Raw genomic sequence first — 13535 nt, 5'->3', positions numbered from 1 at the left:
GGCTAGCCCTTTGCGCCGTCGACGAAATCCGTGAAACCTGCAGGAGCATAAGGGCCGAAGACGACTTGCTCGAGCACGCCGACGCCCTTGCGCTTGCCATCGCTCGCGCGCACGACCTGCTGGACGTGGATATTCTCCGGCGCCAGCAGATTCAGTTTTTGCGGATCGAACGATTCGCTGCCGATCGCCATCTCGCCTTTCCACATCCCCTGGCCCCATTCGGGATGAGCGTAGCCGAGCCCTTTCATCTGAAATCTCAGAATCGGTTCGAGCGCGATCGTGCGGCATGAGCCGTCGAGCTCGACGAGATCGATCTCGGCGGATTTGGCCAGCCGCGTGCCCGGCACGTATTTCACGCGATGACGCGCCGTGGCCATCCGCAGATCGCGTCCGTCCTGAACCGCGGGCACTTCAGCTTCGCTGGCATAGAGCGGCGCGACGATTCCCTCGCGAACCAGAGCCTCGCCACGAGAGCCGTCGAAGAAGATTCCGTGCGTGATGTGATCGTCCCAGAAAAGCGGCGCCCACAAAAAGAAGATGCCGCCTGGAACGGAGGGTGCGCCGCCGGTCTCGCGCTCGCCGACATTGCGCACGCCCCACGAGCGATCCTTGGTCGCGCGGCAGACCCGCTCGTCCACCTTGATCTCGCCGTCGGGATGGCTAATCGAGCCGCTCCAGCGGCCGAACTGATCGAAGCGCGTCGCGTCCATCGCGCGGCGCGTGCCGGACCATAGAATCTGGCGTCCTTCCTGGATCGCGGCGGTGCGCGCCGAGAAAGTCACGTCGCAGGTGATGCCGCTTTCGTTTTTGTCCAGCACCACTCGCGTCCGGCGCATCGGCTCGATGACTTCCATCCGGAACGGACCGACCTGCATCTCGGTGCGCTCGAGCGGCGCGCGGCGCGAGCCGAAAAAGCTATGCTGCCGGCCGCCGCGCGTGACGACGCTGAAGGCGCAGTCGAGAATCCCGCGATGCGGATACACCGCCATCCCGATGCCGAAGTAGTAGGAGCCATCCTCGGCGTAGCCGTTGTACCAGGTGCGATCGTAAACGTTGCGGTCGCTGCTCGCGGGATGCGCGATCGGTTCCGGAGTCTGGTGAATCGGAAAGTCGTCGAGCTTGTTCAGCATAGCCGTCTCCTCAGTCCATTCGCTCGAGGAATCTACTCGCCGACGCTCTCCGTTTCGAGTCCTTGACGCTGTCCGAGCAATGAACCCGGCGTGAAGTCGATGCCCTTGTAGTTGTTCCTTGCGACTTCGTTGATGTTGCTGACGTATTTCGGCGCGCCGCCATTGTAAACGAAGTAGCGGATCTTGCCGTGCTCGTGGCCCGGCACGTTCGAATTGTAACCCGTGAACCACGATTTCGCCTTGCGCATGAGCATCGCGGAGTACATCTCCTTGACGTGCGCCGCCCAGCGCTCTTGCGCTTCGAGCGCTGCGTCGGCGCGAACATAACCGTGCTCCCTCATGTACTTGAGCAGGTCCGTGCACCAGCTGACGCCGGTCTCGATTCCACGCGGATAGTTCGTCGAAGCCGACCCGCTCTGCGGTCCCGAGGGCATCAGGAAATTCGGGAAGCCGTGCACCATCATGCCGAGGAACGTCGATGGACCGTCGGCCCATTGGTCGCGCAGCCTGGCGCCGCCGACGCCCTGGATGTCGATATGATCGAAGGCGCCCGTGATCGCGTCGAAGCCCGTCGCGTACACGATGACGTCGAAGTCGTAGTCGCGCTCGGTCGTGCGCAGTCCCGTCTCGGTCACCTCGACGATCGGCGTCTCGCTGATGTCCACGAGATGCACGTTGTCGCGGTTGTACGCTTCGAAGTATCGCGTCTCCATTGGCACGCGCTGCACGCCGAAACCGTGATCGCGCGGGATGAGCTTCTCCGCGGTCGCCGGATCCTTCACGCGCTGGCGAATCCTGTCCGCGACGTAGGCGGAGAATTCGGCGTTCGCTTTCTCGTCGGTGAAAATCTCGCGGAAGTTGCGCAGCCAGATTGCAAATCCCGGTGAGTTGTAAAGCTTGTCCCACAGCGCTCGCCGCTCTTCGGGCGACACCTCGTAGAAGCCGCGCCGGTCGGGCTCATGCTCGAAGCCGCCGGGCGTGCGCGCGCAGGTTTTGAAGATTTGATCGTAGCGGGCGCGAATATCGGCCATTTCCGTCTCGGAGATCGGCCCATTGTTGAGCGGCGCGGACCAGTTGGGACGGCGCTGAAACACGGTCAGATCGCCGACCTTGTCAGCGATCTCCGCGATCACCTGGATACCGGTGGCGCCGGTCCCGATAACGGCGACTTTTTTGCCCGCCATTTCGACCGGCTCGTGCGGCCAGTGAAATGTGTGGAAAGAACGGCCCTTGAACTTCTCCATGCCCTTGAAGCGCGGTGGCGTCGGAATCGAAAGCAAACCGACTGCCATCACGACGAAACGGCATGTCAAGTCGCGGCCGTCGTTGAGATGGAGGCGCCACTGGTCGGTGGCCTCGTCGAAGCGCATCGATTCGACCTTGCAATTGAACTGCATGTATTTGCGCAGATCGAATTTGTCGGCGACGTAATTCAGATAGCGGAGGTTCTCGGGCTGGCTCGAGAAGCGCTCTTTCCAGTGCCATTCGTTGAGGAGTTCCTTCGAGAACGAGTAGCCGTAGGTGTAGCTCTCCGAGTCAAAACGTGCGCCGGGATAGCGATTGGCGTACCACGTGCCGCCGAGATCGCCAGCCGCGTCGAGCACGGTGGCGTCGACGCCGAGGTCCGACAGCAGCTTTATCTGATAGATCCCGGCAACGCCGGCGCCGATAACGATCACTTCGTAATTGGTCTTGGTTTTGTCGCTCATGGCTGGCTCCCGCTCTTCGTCTGTCGCCCGGCCGTTGCCTGGGCGCAATTCCACCGGCTATCCAAGTCTCTTAAAAAATATCTGCTCACACCATTGGAAAAAAGTCAAATCCTGTTTAGAATTAGGTTTACCTCAATTTAGCGAAGGAACCGATCGCCCGATGAAGCCCGAACGACAGCGCGCCTTGCTCGACAAGTACCTGCAATTCAAAACCGGCGAATGGAGCGACGTCGCCGACTCATGCATGCGCAACCCGGCCAGCGCCTACGTCGATCCCAAACGCTTCGAGTGCGAGATGCGGGTGTTGTTTCGCGAGCGCCCGGTTCCGGTCGGGCTTAGTTGCGAATGCAGCGAGCCCGGCTCCTATCTCACCGCCAATGTTGGCGGCCTTCCGATCGCCGTCGTGCGCCAGGGCGACGGCACTCTGCGCGGTCTCGTCAACGCATGCCGTCATCGCGGCGCGCCGGTCCTGAGCGGCAACGGCGGCGGCCTCAAGGCTCTCGTGTGCCCCTATCACGCGTGGAGCTACAAGCTCGACGGCACCGCGCTCGGCCGCCCGCAGGAATGGGGCTTCGATGATGTGCCGCGTTCCGAGTGCAATCTGTCCCAGGTCGCGGTCGCGGAGCAGTACGGTTTGATTTACGTCCAGCCGAATGCGCGCGGTCCGATTTCAATCGACAATGTGCTCGAAGGAATGCAGACTGAGATCGCCGAGTACGATCTGCCGAAGTATTCCCATTTCGAAACCCGCAGCCGCGAGTGGAACTTCAACTGGAAGTTGATCCTCGACACTTTCACCGAGAACTACCACATCCCGTCGCTGCATCGCCGCTCGATCGCGCCCTACTACGACGATCGCCATTCAATTTGGGATACCTACGGCCTGCATCAGCGCACCGTCAACTTCCGCCGCAGTATCGACCGCGAGCTCGAGAAGCCGCAGGCCGACCGCCTCATCCTGCCGCACACGACGATCGAATATTTCCTCCTGCCGAACGCGCTGCTCACGCATCAGCTCGATCACCTCGAACTGTGGCGCGTGACTCCACTGGCAGTTGATCGCTGCATCGTTTCGACCAGCCTGTATGCGCCGGAGCCGGTCACTTCCGATGCCGCGAAGAAGCACTGGAAGAAAAACCTCGACATGCTGCTGCAGGTTACCGAGACCGAGGACTTCCCGATGATGGCGAATATCCACGCCGCGCTCGCGTCAGGCGCGCTGAAGGAAGTCATCTACGGCAGGATCGAGCCCGCACTGTCGTTCTTTCACCAGTCGCTCAACCAGCTTGTCGAGCAGTCCGGAGAAGCTTGAGCGGTGGAGCTGGGACTTAGAGATAAGGCCGTTATTATCACCGGCGGTGCGTCGCATATCGGCCAGGCGATAAGTTTCGCCTTCGCATCCGAGGGCGCGCGTATCGCGATCATCGACAAGGATGCCGCCCAGGCGGAACGCACGGCGGTCGACGCGAAACGTCGCGGCGCGCCGCTTGCCATCGTCGTAAGTGCGGACCTGACCAATCACGATGCCGCCGCCGACGCATGCCAGCACGCGATGCGCGCGCTCGGTGGTGTCGATGTCCTCGCGGCGAACGTCGGTGCGAACTGGCCGAAGTTCTTTCTCGAGACTCCGCCCGAGAGCTGGGACCATCTGCTGCATCTGAATCTCGGCGCCGCGATGTCCTGCGTGAGGGCGGTGTTGCCGCGAATGATCGAGCAGCGGGGCGGATCGATCGTCGCGACCGCCTCGACGGCCGCATTCGGCGAGCCGCGGCAAAGCGTCTATGCCGCCGCAAAAGCTGGAGTCGTCGCGTTTATGAAAACGATCGCGCTCGAATACGGCCGCCACGGAATTCGCGCAAATCTGGTCGCGCCCGGGCTCGTTCTGCCGGACGAAAATGAAGAGTTAGGAGCTGATTCGATCTGGCGCGATCGTGAGTCGATCATGAATGATGCGCAGACCGAGTATGTCGTTCGCAACACGCCGCTGCGCCGGCTGTCGAAACCGGAAGATATTGCCAAATCGGTTTTGTTCCTCGCCTCGGAAGTAACTGGCCGCCAGCTCACCGGTCAGATGCTGACGGTGTCGGGCGGCTTCGCGATGCGCTGATCGCAATGCATGTGGGAGTAGGAGGGATCGCATGGCGGTGAAAGCAGCGCGGGCGTATGCGCACGCGAAACGTCCGCAGATGAGCTCGAAGGGCGAGCTCAAACGCAAGCAGATTCTCGACGCGGCCGCGAAGGTGCTCGCGCGGCGCGGATATATCGGCACGCAGCTTTCCGAAATCGCCGCCGAGGCTGGAACCCAGGCCGGCAGCCTCTACTATCACTTCGAGTCGCGCGAAGAATTGCTCGAAGAGGTTCTGCGCGAGGGCGTGCGGCAATCGTTCACGCATTCGCAAAGCGTGGTGGATAAATTGCCAGTCGGGCGCACCCCGCTCGAGCGTCTGTGCGCCGCGGTTTCTGCGCATCTCAGGTTCCAGCTCGTCGAGAGCGACTACGCGCGCGCGGCGGCCCACTCGACCGGCCAGGCGCCGGAAGACGTATGGAAACGGGTCAACGAGAGATTTCGCAAGTACGGCAAATTTTTCGATGACCTGATCGAGGCGGCGATGAAATCCGGCGAGCTCGATCCCAAGGTAAATCGCAGTGCGCTGAGGATGCTCATAATTGGCGCCGCGAACTATGCCCCTGAATGGTACCGCCAGACCGGCGCGCTCGACGTCGATCAACTTTCCGATCTGCTGGTGCGGCTGCTCGTCCGCGGCGTTGCAGCTGGCTCCTCGCGCTGACGCCGTATGTCTTGAACCGCTAACAACAAGTCATCTGGCATTGCGAACGATTTGCCGATAGCGCAAGCGCTCGCGGTTTTCGTCTGACCAGTGCTAGAGAGGCTGAGACTGTTCGGTTCGCAATTATGGAGCGATCCGCAATCACGCTCGTGTGCGTGGGGAGATATCGATGGGCACTCTTGATGGAAAAGTCGCGATCATTACTGGCGCCGCGCGCGGCCAGGGCGAAGCCGAGGCTCGACTCTTTGTGGCCGAAGGTGCGCGCGTCATGTTGACCGACGTTCTGCCCGAAGGCGACGACGTTGCGAAGTCGCTCGGCGATCTCGCGACGTTTTCAAAGCACGACGTGAGCAATGCGGCCGACTGGACGCACGTCGTCAACGCGACCAAGGATCGCTTCGGGCGCCTCGACGTGCTCGTCAACAATGCCGCGATCTACCGGATGCGATCGCTGCTCGATACGACTGACGAGGACTTCGACGAAATTACCCGCATTAACCAGCGCGGTCCTTTCCTTGGTATGCGAACCGTGGCGCCGGTGATGCGCGCGAGTGGCGGCGGTTCGATCGTCAACATCTCGTCAGGCGCGGGGCTTAAGGGTGTGCGGAACATGATCGCATACGCCACCAGCAAGTGGGCCGTTCGCGGCATGACCAAGTGTGCCGCGCTCGAGCTCGCGGCAGATGGAATCCGCGTGAACTCTATCCATCCGGGCGTGATCGAAACTCCGATGCTCAAGGGCAATCCCGACGCCCTCAATCAGGCGATGGTGCGCGCGACGCCGATCGCGCGCATCGGACAGCCTGAAGATATCGCGCGGATGGTGCTGTACCTTGCTTCGGACGCCGCCAGCTTCATCACGGGCGCCGAATTCACCGTCGACGGCGGCGCAACGGTCTGACGACTAACAGCGAGGATCGAAATGGGTGCGCTCACTGACAAATACTGCATCGTTGGGGTCGGCGAGACTCCGCATATGCGTCCGTCGAATCGCACGACGCTTTCGATGGCCTGCGAGTCCGTCAGCAAGGCGATGGCCGATGCGGGCCTGAAAGCATCGGACATCGACGGCATGACGAGCTACCAGGTGGGAGATTCGACGAGCTCGGGACATGTCGCGACCGCGCTCGGGCTGCGGCTCAACTACTGCCTCGATATCGTCGGTGGCGGCTCGAGTACTGAGGCGTTGGTCGCGCATGCGATCGGTCTCATCGAAGCGGGCTACGCGAAAACGATCGTATGCTTTCGCTCGATGAACGGGCGCTCCGGACGCCGCATGGGCGGCCAGATTCCGGGTGGTCCGATTCCGGTCGCGACTGCTGACGGTGACAATCAGTTTTACATGGGATGGGGCTGGACCACGCCCGCGCAATGGTTCGGTATGTCCGCGATGCGCTATCTGCGCGACACCGGATGCACCACCAAGGCGTTCGCCGAGATCGCGGTTGCGCACCGTTATCACGCGAGCCTCAATCCCAAGGCGAGACATCGCTCGCCAATCACGATCGAGGATCATCAGCGCTCGCGCTGGGTGGCGAAGCCGTTCCGCCTGCTCGATTGCTGCCAGGAAACTGACGTTTCTGCCGCGATCATCGTGACCTCGCGCGAGCGCGCTTACGATCTACGTCAGCCTCCTGTGTTTATTCTGGGCGGATACGCGCGCACGATGGCGGATAATCCGCAGTGGAACTACTCGCGTCCCGTGCTGCATCACGTTGCCGGAAACTATGGATGGAAGCGCTCGTTCGGCATGGCCGGGATTACTCACAGCGATGTCGATTTCGTTTCATGCTACGACGCGTTCACTTTCACGACGCTGATTCAGCTCGAGGCGAATGGCTTTTGCCGGCCGGGCGAGGCGGGCGATTTCGTCAAGGGCGGGCGTCTGCAAATCGATCATGAGCTGCCGAGCAACCTATCGGGTGGCCATCTGTCGGAAGGCTATACGCACGGCGTGCAGATGGTGATCGAAAATGTGCGCCAGCTAAGGCATCGCGCCGATGATGCCTGTGCAGGATGGCCCGACGGCAAGCATACTTACGATCGCGATAAGGGATGCCGTCAGCTACGCAAAGCAAGGATCTGCTGCGGCATGGCGTGGGGGACGGAAACGATGGCGAGCTCGCTGATTTTGCGCGGGATGACGGCGTAAGAGGAGTCACAACAATGGCGGTAACAATTGACTATTCGAAGCTGCGTATCCTGCCTAATCCCGATACCCATGAATGGTGGGCGGCCACGCGCCAGAACAAGTATCTCGTGCATCAATGCAGCAAGTGCGGTCACAAGTGGTTCCCGCCGACGATCCCGGCGTGCAGCAAGTGCATGTCGATGGACATCGGATGGTTCGAGACCGCCGGCACCGGGGTCATACACAGCTACATCGTCGTGACGCAGCCGATCGTCGGCGCGTTTATTGAAGCGGTGCCATATGTGGTTGCGATCATCGAACTCGACGATTGCAAAGAGGAAGACGGCACCGTCACTCGCGTCGCCGGCGTGCTAACCAACGATGAATCTGAAGTAGCTATTGGTCTGCCATGCAAGGTGATATTCGAGCCGACCAACGACGCAAAAATAGTGATGCCCCGCTGGCAAATAACCGGCACCGCCGAAAATACCTGGCGATTCAGCGAGTAGCACGAACGGGACTGGTTAGTGATACAGTCCTACTACCTGGATATTGACCAGCGCGTTCCGATCGTCAGTGAATACGTGGGTGACGCCGATGCCCAGGTTATCGGGCTCGCGCTCCAGCGAAGTCACACCGTAGAAAATCTGCTCGTCCTTGGCCTGCGAGAGGACTTTCGTGACGATTGTAAGGATCGACGTTCCCATCGCGACTGCGGTTCCCGCGATCGGATTGGCTCCCGTGACAATGGTCTTAAGCGCGGTCATGGCCGCTTGGCCCTCCGTGCTTTGCAGCGCCGCCTGGATCGCCTGCGCCACGTCGCGTTGATGCTGCAAGCTCCGCATCACCAGCACATGGATATCGAGGAAAGAGGGAATCGCGCCTAGCGATCGCTCCACGGTGAAGCCCGGATCGGCGATCGGAAGGTCATCGCCGTTGAAGATACCATTGAAAATTCCGGGCGAGCCTAGTTGCGCCGGCTGCTGACTCTGGTCGCTCGCGACCAGGATTATTGGGTATATGTCAGCGGGTTCCTTTCTTCCCAGCAGATCAGTCTTGTGATTGTTCTGTATCTGAATCTTGGTGGCACGAACGATCACCCCCTTCAGATTGTCGAGCGGCGCAGGACCCGCAGCTTGAGCTGATACTGCGGCTCGCGGTGGCTGGTAAACGGTATCGGGAACGAGTACTGAGGCCATTGCGAATTTCCCTTTGCCTCTCCCACTTTCGTGATAACGGCCACGCTCCGGGAGACGACGGGCGCCAATATCTCAATTCGGCGCTGGAATGACAAACAGGAACGAGAGGTCCGGATAAAAAACTATTTCAGGGTGAAGCTTCATTCGTGCCTTGACAGCCGTTTCTCATGATGCAATCAATCACTTGATTGATTGAGGCAGAGGGATGGGACGCGCAACCGCATCGGGAAAGGCCGCCACCAATCGCAGCGATGCGATTGTGCATGAAGCGTTGCGTTTGTTCGCCGAGCGCGGCCTGCATGCGGCGTCGATGCGCGATATCGCACGCGCAGTCGGGCTCACTGAAGGAACGCTCTACCACTACTACGCGAGCAAGGCCGATATTGTTGCGGCAATCGTCGAGCGCACCTTTTTTTCCGCTGACGAAGTGAGTGCGACGCTGGCCGACAACGCCGAGAGATCGCTTTCCGAACAACTTCTCGCAATAGCCGATTGGTTCTATGCCGTACTGAACGAGTATCGCGTCGTCACCGCGTTTTTTATGAGCGAGGCCTCCCGCCTCTCGCCAGACTCGCCAACGATAAAACTCGCGGCGCGCTTCGCTGCCCTGTTCCGCGGGCGCGTCGAGCGGCTGGCACTGCACTTGGCGAAACAGAAACCTGGCGGCGATCCCCGGCTGCTGGCGGCGCATTTCTTCGACTCGCTGGGAGGGTTCTGGATCATGGAAACGATCGTGGCCAAGAAAGCTCCGTCGGCGGCGAGATGGCGGAGCTACGCTGAATCGATCGTCGGCTTGATCGTGGCGAACTGCGCATCAACCGGCGCCGCCGGCTCGCGCTGCGTCAGATCGAAATCAAGGAGACCGCAATGGCGGACCAAATGGTGAACGAGACTTCCGTATTTATTGTCGGCGGCGGGCCGGTCGGTCTTTCGATGGCGCTGCTGCTCGGCCGCTTCGGAATCGATTGCGTGGTGGCTGAAAAGAGTCCCACGACGACGGATCATCCGAAATCGCGCGGATGCCTGGTGCGGACGATGGAGCTCTTTCGTCAATGGGGCGTCGAAGCCACGATTCGGACGCGCGGCCTGCCCCACAACTCCGATGTATTCGCCTTTGTCGAAAGCGTCGCGGGCAAGGAGTATGGCCGCACGATTCCGGAGCCGGACCTGGGACAGTCACCGACCTGGAAGTCTATCGTCGCGCAAGACGCGGTCGAAGAGGAAGTACTGAAAGCAATCAAATCGGCAGGGCGCGCCCGCGTTTTGTTCTCAACCGAAGTCAGTTCGGTAGTGGACGAGGGCGAGCGGGCCAGTGTCAAAGTCCGCTCGCTCAAGACCGGCGAAGAAACGAAGTGGCGGGCGCGTTATGTTATCGCGGCCGACGGCGCGGGCAGCCCCGTCCGGCGCGCGGTGGGAATCGAGATGGTCGGTCCGGCGGTGCTGGCCGTGATGGCCAACGAATACTGGCGAGGCGACCTCTCGCGCTTCGAAGCGGCGCGCAACACCACGGCGTTTTTCATTACTTCGAAAGAATCGGGTTCGGTGCCGTCCACTATTCTCAACACCAACGGACGCGATCGCTGGCTGACGATATTTTCGCTGGGCGCGGATGAGAATGCGCTCCCGCACAATGATCAACAACTTGTCGAGTTCATCAGGCGTCAGACCGGGGTGGCCGACCTCGGCGTGGAAGTGATCAGCCGCTCGGTATGGAGGATGAGCCGGCAGGTCGCCGCGGAGTTCAAGCGGGGCCGGGTGTTCCTCGTCGGCGACTCGGCCCATCGCTTTCCGCCGACTGGCGGCTTCGGCCTGAACACCGGCGTGCAGGATGCTCACAACCTGGCGTGGAAGATCGCCTTCGTGCTGAAGGGCTGGGCGTCGGAGACGCTGCTCGAAAGCTACAACCTCGAGCGCAAGCCGGTGGCGGAATCGAACGCCGATTTCAGTATCGGTAATTCAATTCGCTTTCCGCTGGCCGCCGAGGCGATCAAATCGGGTAACGCCGACCAGATCGCGTTCCGAATCAACGACGTCAACAACCATCTGCACAGCACCGGCCAGGGCCTCGGCTTCAGCTACGAACAAGGGGCGGTAATCCAGGATGGAACCGCGGCTCCCACCCATGACACTCGCCATTACCATCCGACGGACCGGCCGGGCTCGCGATTTCCGCACATATGGCTCGACCTCACGCGCAAAACCTCGACTCTCGATTGGTTTGACAAACAGTTTAGCGTGGTCGCGGGTCCGATGGGCGGGGAATGGATGGAGGCGGGTCGGCGCGTGGCCGACAAAATCGGCGTGCCGCTCGGATTGCATACGATGCCCTCGGTGAATCCCGAAGACGGCTACCAACTAGGTCTGCGCGGAGCGGTGCTGGTGCGGCCCGACGGCCACGTCGCGTGGCGGATGCCGTGGCTGCCGAGCGATCCCGATCGCGAGCTCGCGCAGGCACTGCGCGCGCTGCTGCACTGAAGCCGATGTCGCGCTAGCGCGGCCCGCGCCAGACGACGGGGAAGACTTCATCGTCATTTGCAGGCGCGCCGGGCTTGAGGCGCGAGACGTCGCACACTTTGAAGATCGCGTCGTCAACGCCTTTGCGCGGATCCCAGATCGCGTCTTCGCCAAGCCATCGTGTCGACAATGCTACGCGGCGCTGCGTTTTGGATCGATTCCCGCCTGATGCGTGGCAGGTGAGCGCATCGAAGATCAGCGCATCCCCCGCTTTCATGTCGAATGAGATGATGTCGTATTTGCCGGGCGTCGCGCTGAAGTCTGGACAATCTTCGCCGGTTCCTTCCTGCAGCCAGTCAGCTCCCTCGATTTTTGAGTAGAGCGGCTTGTACCATTTACCCCAGCGATGCGATCCGCGCACGAATTCGAGGCCGCTCGTTTCGCGATTGCAGTCCGTCGCGGCAATCCATATCGAGCAGATCTTGCCGCCCTTGAATGGCCAGTAGGGCAGATCCTGGTGCCAGAAGAATACTTCCGCGGTCTCAGGCTCCTTGATGAAGAGCTGGTCGAAAAAGATTCGCACCTGCGATGCTCCCATGGCTTGCGCTGCGAGCCCGGCGACGCCCGACTCAAATACGTAGTCGTGGAAGAACGGAACTGAACGATAGAGCATCCGATCGTTGTAGAAGCGGCCGTTCCCCGCCTTGCTCTTGATATTCATGGCCCAGCGGCTCGGGTGGGCCAGATTTTCGTCGGCCGCGGCCCTGATTCGCGGCAGCCACGAGGGATCGATCACGGAGCGCAGGCAGGCGACGCCGTCGCGATGAAACTCAGAAATCTCCTGCGGCGTCAGATCGCGATACGGTTGCATTCCCATGGCCAGGCACTCCTGTAGTAAAGAGTTGAGCAAGGGCGAAGAGATGCGCAACGAGGAGGTCTAACGAGTTTTCTGACCCACGTCCAGTCTTGACTGCGGTCAATATTCGCAGTAACAAAAGCCGATACACGCCAATTGCTAAGACCGGAGGCCGAGAGATGTTTCTGCGCAATTGCTGGTATGCGGCCGGATGGAGCAAGGACTTCGCTCCGGGACAGCTTTACCCGTTATCGATTATCAACGAGCCGATCGTCGTGTATCGCAAGGAGAACGGCGAGCCGGCCGCGCTCATCGATCGCTGTTGTCATCGGCTGGCGCCGCTTTCGCTGGGCCGCCTCGAGGGTGACGATCTGCGCTGCATGTATCATGGTCTCAAGTTCGCGTCTTCCGGCAAATGCGTCGAGATTCCCGGCGAATCGAAAATTCTCCCGCAAGTGCGCGTCCGCAGTTATCCGATTCGGGACAAGCATTCGATCGCGTGGATCTGGATGGGCGAGCTCGAACGCGCCGACGAAGCGTTGATTCCCGACTTCGTCGGCGTGGACGATCCAAACTGGGTCATGCGTCCCGGGCGGATGGACTACAAGGCCAACTACACACTTATTAATGAGAATCTGCTCGACCTGTCGCACATTGCGTTTTTGCATTGCCAGAGCCTGGGTGCGAGTCTCACGCCCGAAGGCACTGGACCAACCACAGTAACCAAACTCGAGCGTGGGGTCAGAATCCAGAACTGGCTAATCGGTGGAGAGCCTCCGGGCAAGAGCCAGAGCACCCGCGGCAAGCGCACCAACGTCTGGCAGACCTACGAATTCCTCGCGCCGGGCATCTTTCTCCTGGGGGCGGACGTTTATCCAGATGGCACGGCCGAGAAATTCGATCAAAAGGAACCTGATGGGATCGGCGTTGTACATCGACAGTTCACCTGCCAGGCAGTGACGCCGCTCACCGACAGGACCACTTGCTATTTCTTCGCATACGGACCATGGGCGAAAGAGCCTGAGCTGAAGGAACGGCTATACGAAGTCGGCGTCAAGGCATTTAACGAAGACCGCATGATGATCGAAGCGCAGCAGCGTAATATCGATCTCTCGCCCGAAACCAGGATGGTGAGGCTGTCGATCGATAGTGGCATTGCTCAGTTTTACCGGGTGATGGACGCGCTCATGCGTGCAGAGGCCAGCTCGGCAACCTCTACGAGCTTCACCGCATCAGAAATCGCAGCGTCGGCGGGTAAGTGAAAACG

The 13535-nt window shown here is 60.6% G+C and carries 13 protein-coding genes; 9 read left to right on the top strand and 4 right to left on the bottom strand.

Translation table 11 applies throughout. From position 1 onward, the window contains the following. Positions 1–2: 2 nt before the first annotated feature. The gene (locus tag VMA09_09560; protein HUA33838.1) at positions 3–1130 is read right to left on the bottom strand and encodes a hypothetical protein; all 1128 of its coding nucleotides are present in this window, start codon (positions 1128–1130) and stop codon (positions 3–5) included. A 32-nt stretch (positions 1131–1162) separates the two neighbouring features. Beyond that, entirely contained in the window at positions 1163–2839 is a 1677-nt protein-coding gene (locus VMA09_09555) for an NAD(P)/FAD-dependent oxidoreductase (GenBank protein ID HUA33837.1), read from the bottom strand. 160 nt (positions 2840–2999) lie between these two features. Here VMA09_09555 and VMA09_09550 point away from each other — a divergent pair, with 160 nt between their 5' ends. From VMA09_09550 to VMA09_09525, 6 genes are all read left to right on the top strand, one after another. Further along, positions 3000–4151: an aromatic ring-hydroxylating dioxygenase subunit alpha gene (locus VMA09_09550; protein ID HUA33836.1), complete on the top strand. Its 1152-nt coding sequence runs from the start codon at positions 3000–3002 to the stop codon at positions 4149–4151. Positions 4152–4154: 3 nt separating this feature from the next. Then, positions 4155–4946, top strand: a complete 792-nt coding sequence (locus VMA09_09545) for an SDR family NAD(P)-dependent oxidoreductase (protein HUA33835.1) — start codon at positions 4155–4157, stop codon at positions 4944–4946. Between the two features lie 31 nt (positions 4947–4977). After that, positions 4978–5628 carry a TetR/AcrR family transcriptional regulator gene (locus tag VMA09_09540; protein HUA33834.1) on the top strand — a complete coding sequence of 217 codons (651 nt, stop codon included), beginning with the start codon at positions 4978–4980 and terminating at the stop codon, positions 5626–5628. Between the two features lie 169 nt (positions 5629–5797). Next, on the top strand, positions 5798–6529 hold the full coding sequence (locus VMA09_09535) for a glucose 1-dehydrogenase (GenBank protein HUA33833.1): 732 nt from the start codon (positions 5798–5800) through the stop codon (positions 6527–6529). Between the two features lie 21 nt (positions 6530–6550). Continuing rightward, a complete protein-coding gene (locus VMA09_09530; protein HUA33832.1) occupies positions 6551–7780 on the top strand; it encodes a hypothetical protein in 1230 nt (409 codons plus the stop codon). A 14-nt stretch (positions 7781–7794) separates the two neighbouring features. Next, positions 7795–8268 (top strand): OB-fold domain-containing protein, encoded by a 474-nt coding sequence (locus VMA09_09525; GenBank protein HUA33831.1) that lies wholly within the window; start codon positions 7795–7797, stop codon positions 8266–8268. A gap of 15 nt (positions 8269–8283) precedes the next feature. On the opposite strand, the gene VMA09_09520 is transcribed toward VMA09_09525, so the two are convergent. After that, positions 8284–8958, bottom strand: coding sequence for a hypothetical protein (locus VMA09_09520; protein ID HUA33830.1), 675 nt, complete (start codon positions 8956–8958; stop codon positions 8284–8286). Positions 8959–9163: 205 nt separating this feature from the next. Here VMA09_09520 and VMA09_09515 point away from each other — a divergent pair, with 205 nt between their 5' ends. Together VMA09_09515 and VMA09_09510 are read left to right on the top strand one after the other, a co-directional pair. Then, positions 9164–9844 (top strand): TetR/AcrR family transcriptional regulator, encoded by a 681-nt coding sequence (locus VMA09_09515; protein HUA33829.1) that lies wholly within the window; start codon positions 9164–9166, stop codon positions 9842–9844. Then, the gene (locus tag VMA09_09510; GenBank protein ID HUA33828.1) at positions 9826–11433 is read left to right on the top strand and encodes an FAD-dependent monooxygenase; all 1608 of its coding nucleotides are present in this window, start codon (positions 9826–9828) and stop codon (positions 11431–11433) included. Before VMA09_09515 ends, VMA09_09510 begins: the two co-directional genes overlap by 19 nt. A gap of 13 nt (positions 11434–11446) precedes the next feature. Here the strand turns inward: VMA09_09510 and VMA09_09505 are convergent, their stop codons facing one another. Continuing rightward, a complete protein-coding gene (locus VMA09_09505; protein HUA33827.1) occupies positions 11447–12289 on the bottom strand; it encodes a phytanoyl-CoA dioxygenase family protein in 843 nt (280 codons plus the stop codon). A gap of 158 nt (positions 12290–12447) precedes the next feature. Between VMA09_09505 and VMA09_09500 the strand changes: the two genes are divergently transcribed. After that, positions 12448–13530, top strand: coding sequence for an aromatic ring-hydroxylating dioxygenase subunit alpha (locus tag VMA09_09500; GenBank protein ID HUA33826.1), 1083 nt, complete (start codon positions 12448–12450; stop codon positions 13528–13530). Positions 13531–13535: the final 5 nt, after the last annotated feature.

This window comes from Candidatus Binataceae bacterium (genome assembly GCA_035508495.1).
GTDB lineage: Bacteria > Desulfobacterota > Binatia > Binatales > Binataceae > JASHPB01.
Note: the sequence above shows the minus strand (reverse complement) of the source record. Positions and strands in the feature narration are given on the sequence as shown.

Coding starts and splice junctions, on each gene's coding strand:
- VMA09_09560 (HUA33838.1), bottom strand. CDS start 1,130: ATGCTGAACAAGCTCGACGACTTTCCGATTCACCAGACTCCGGAACCG.
- VMA09_09555 (HUA33837.1), bottom strand. CDS start 2,839: ATGAGCGACAAAACCAAGACCAATTACGAAGTGATCGTTATCGGCGCC.
- VMA09_09550 (HUA33836.1), top strand. CDS start 3,000: ATGAAGCCCGAACGACAGCGCGCCTTGCTCGACAAGTACCTGCAATTC.
- VMA09_09540 (HUA33834.1), top strand. CDS start 4,978: ATGGCGGTGAAAGCAGCGCGGGCGTATGCGCACGCGAAACGTCCGCAG.
- VMA09_09535 (HUA33833.1), top strand. CDS start 5,798: ATGGGCACTCTTGATGGAAAAGTCGCGATCATTACTGGCGCCGCGCGC.
- VMA09_09530 (HUA33832.1), top strand. CDS start 6,551: ATGGGTGCGCTCACTGACAAATACTGCATCGTTGGGGTCGGCGAGACT.
- VMA09_09525 (HUA33831.1), top strand. CDS start 7,795: ATGGCGGTAACAATTGACTATTCGAAGCTGCGTATCCTGCCTAATCCC.
- VMA09_09520 (HUA33830.1), bottom strand. CDS start 8,958: ATGGCCTCAGTACTCGTTCCCGATACCGTTTACCAGCCACCGCGAGCC.
- VMA09_09515 (HUA33829.1), top strand. CDS start 9,164: ATGGGACGCGCAACCGCATCGGGAAAGGCCGCCACCAATCGCAGCGAT.
- VMA09_09510 (HUA33828.1), top strand. CDS start 9,826: ATGGCGGACCAAATGGTGAACGAGACTTCCGTATTTATTGTCGGCGGC.
- VMA09_09505 (HUA33827.1), bottom strand. CDS start 12,289: ATGGGAATGCAACCGTATCGCGATCTGACGCCGCAGGAGATTTCTGAG.
- VMA09_09500 (HUA33826.1), top strand. CDS start 12,448: ATGTTTCTGCGCAATTGCTGGTATGCGGCCGGATGGAGCAAGGACTTC.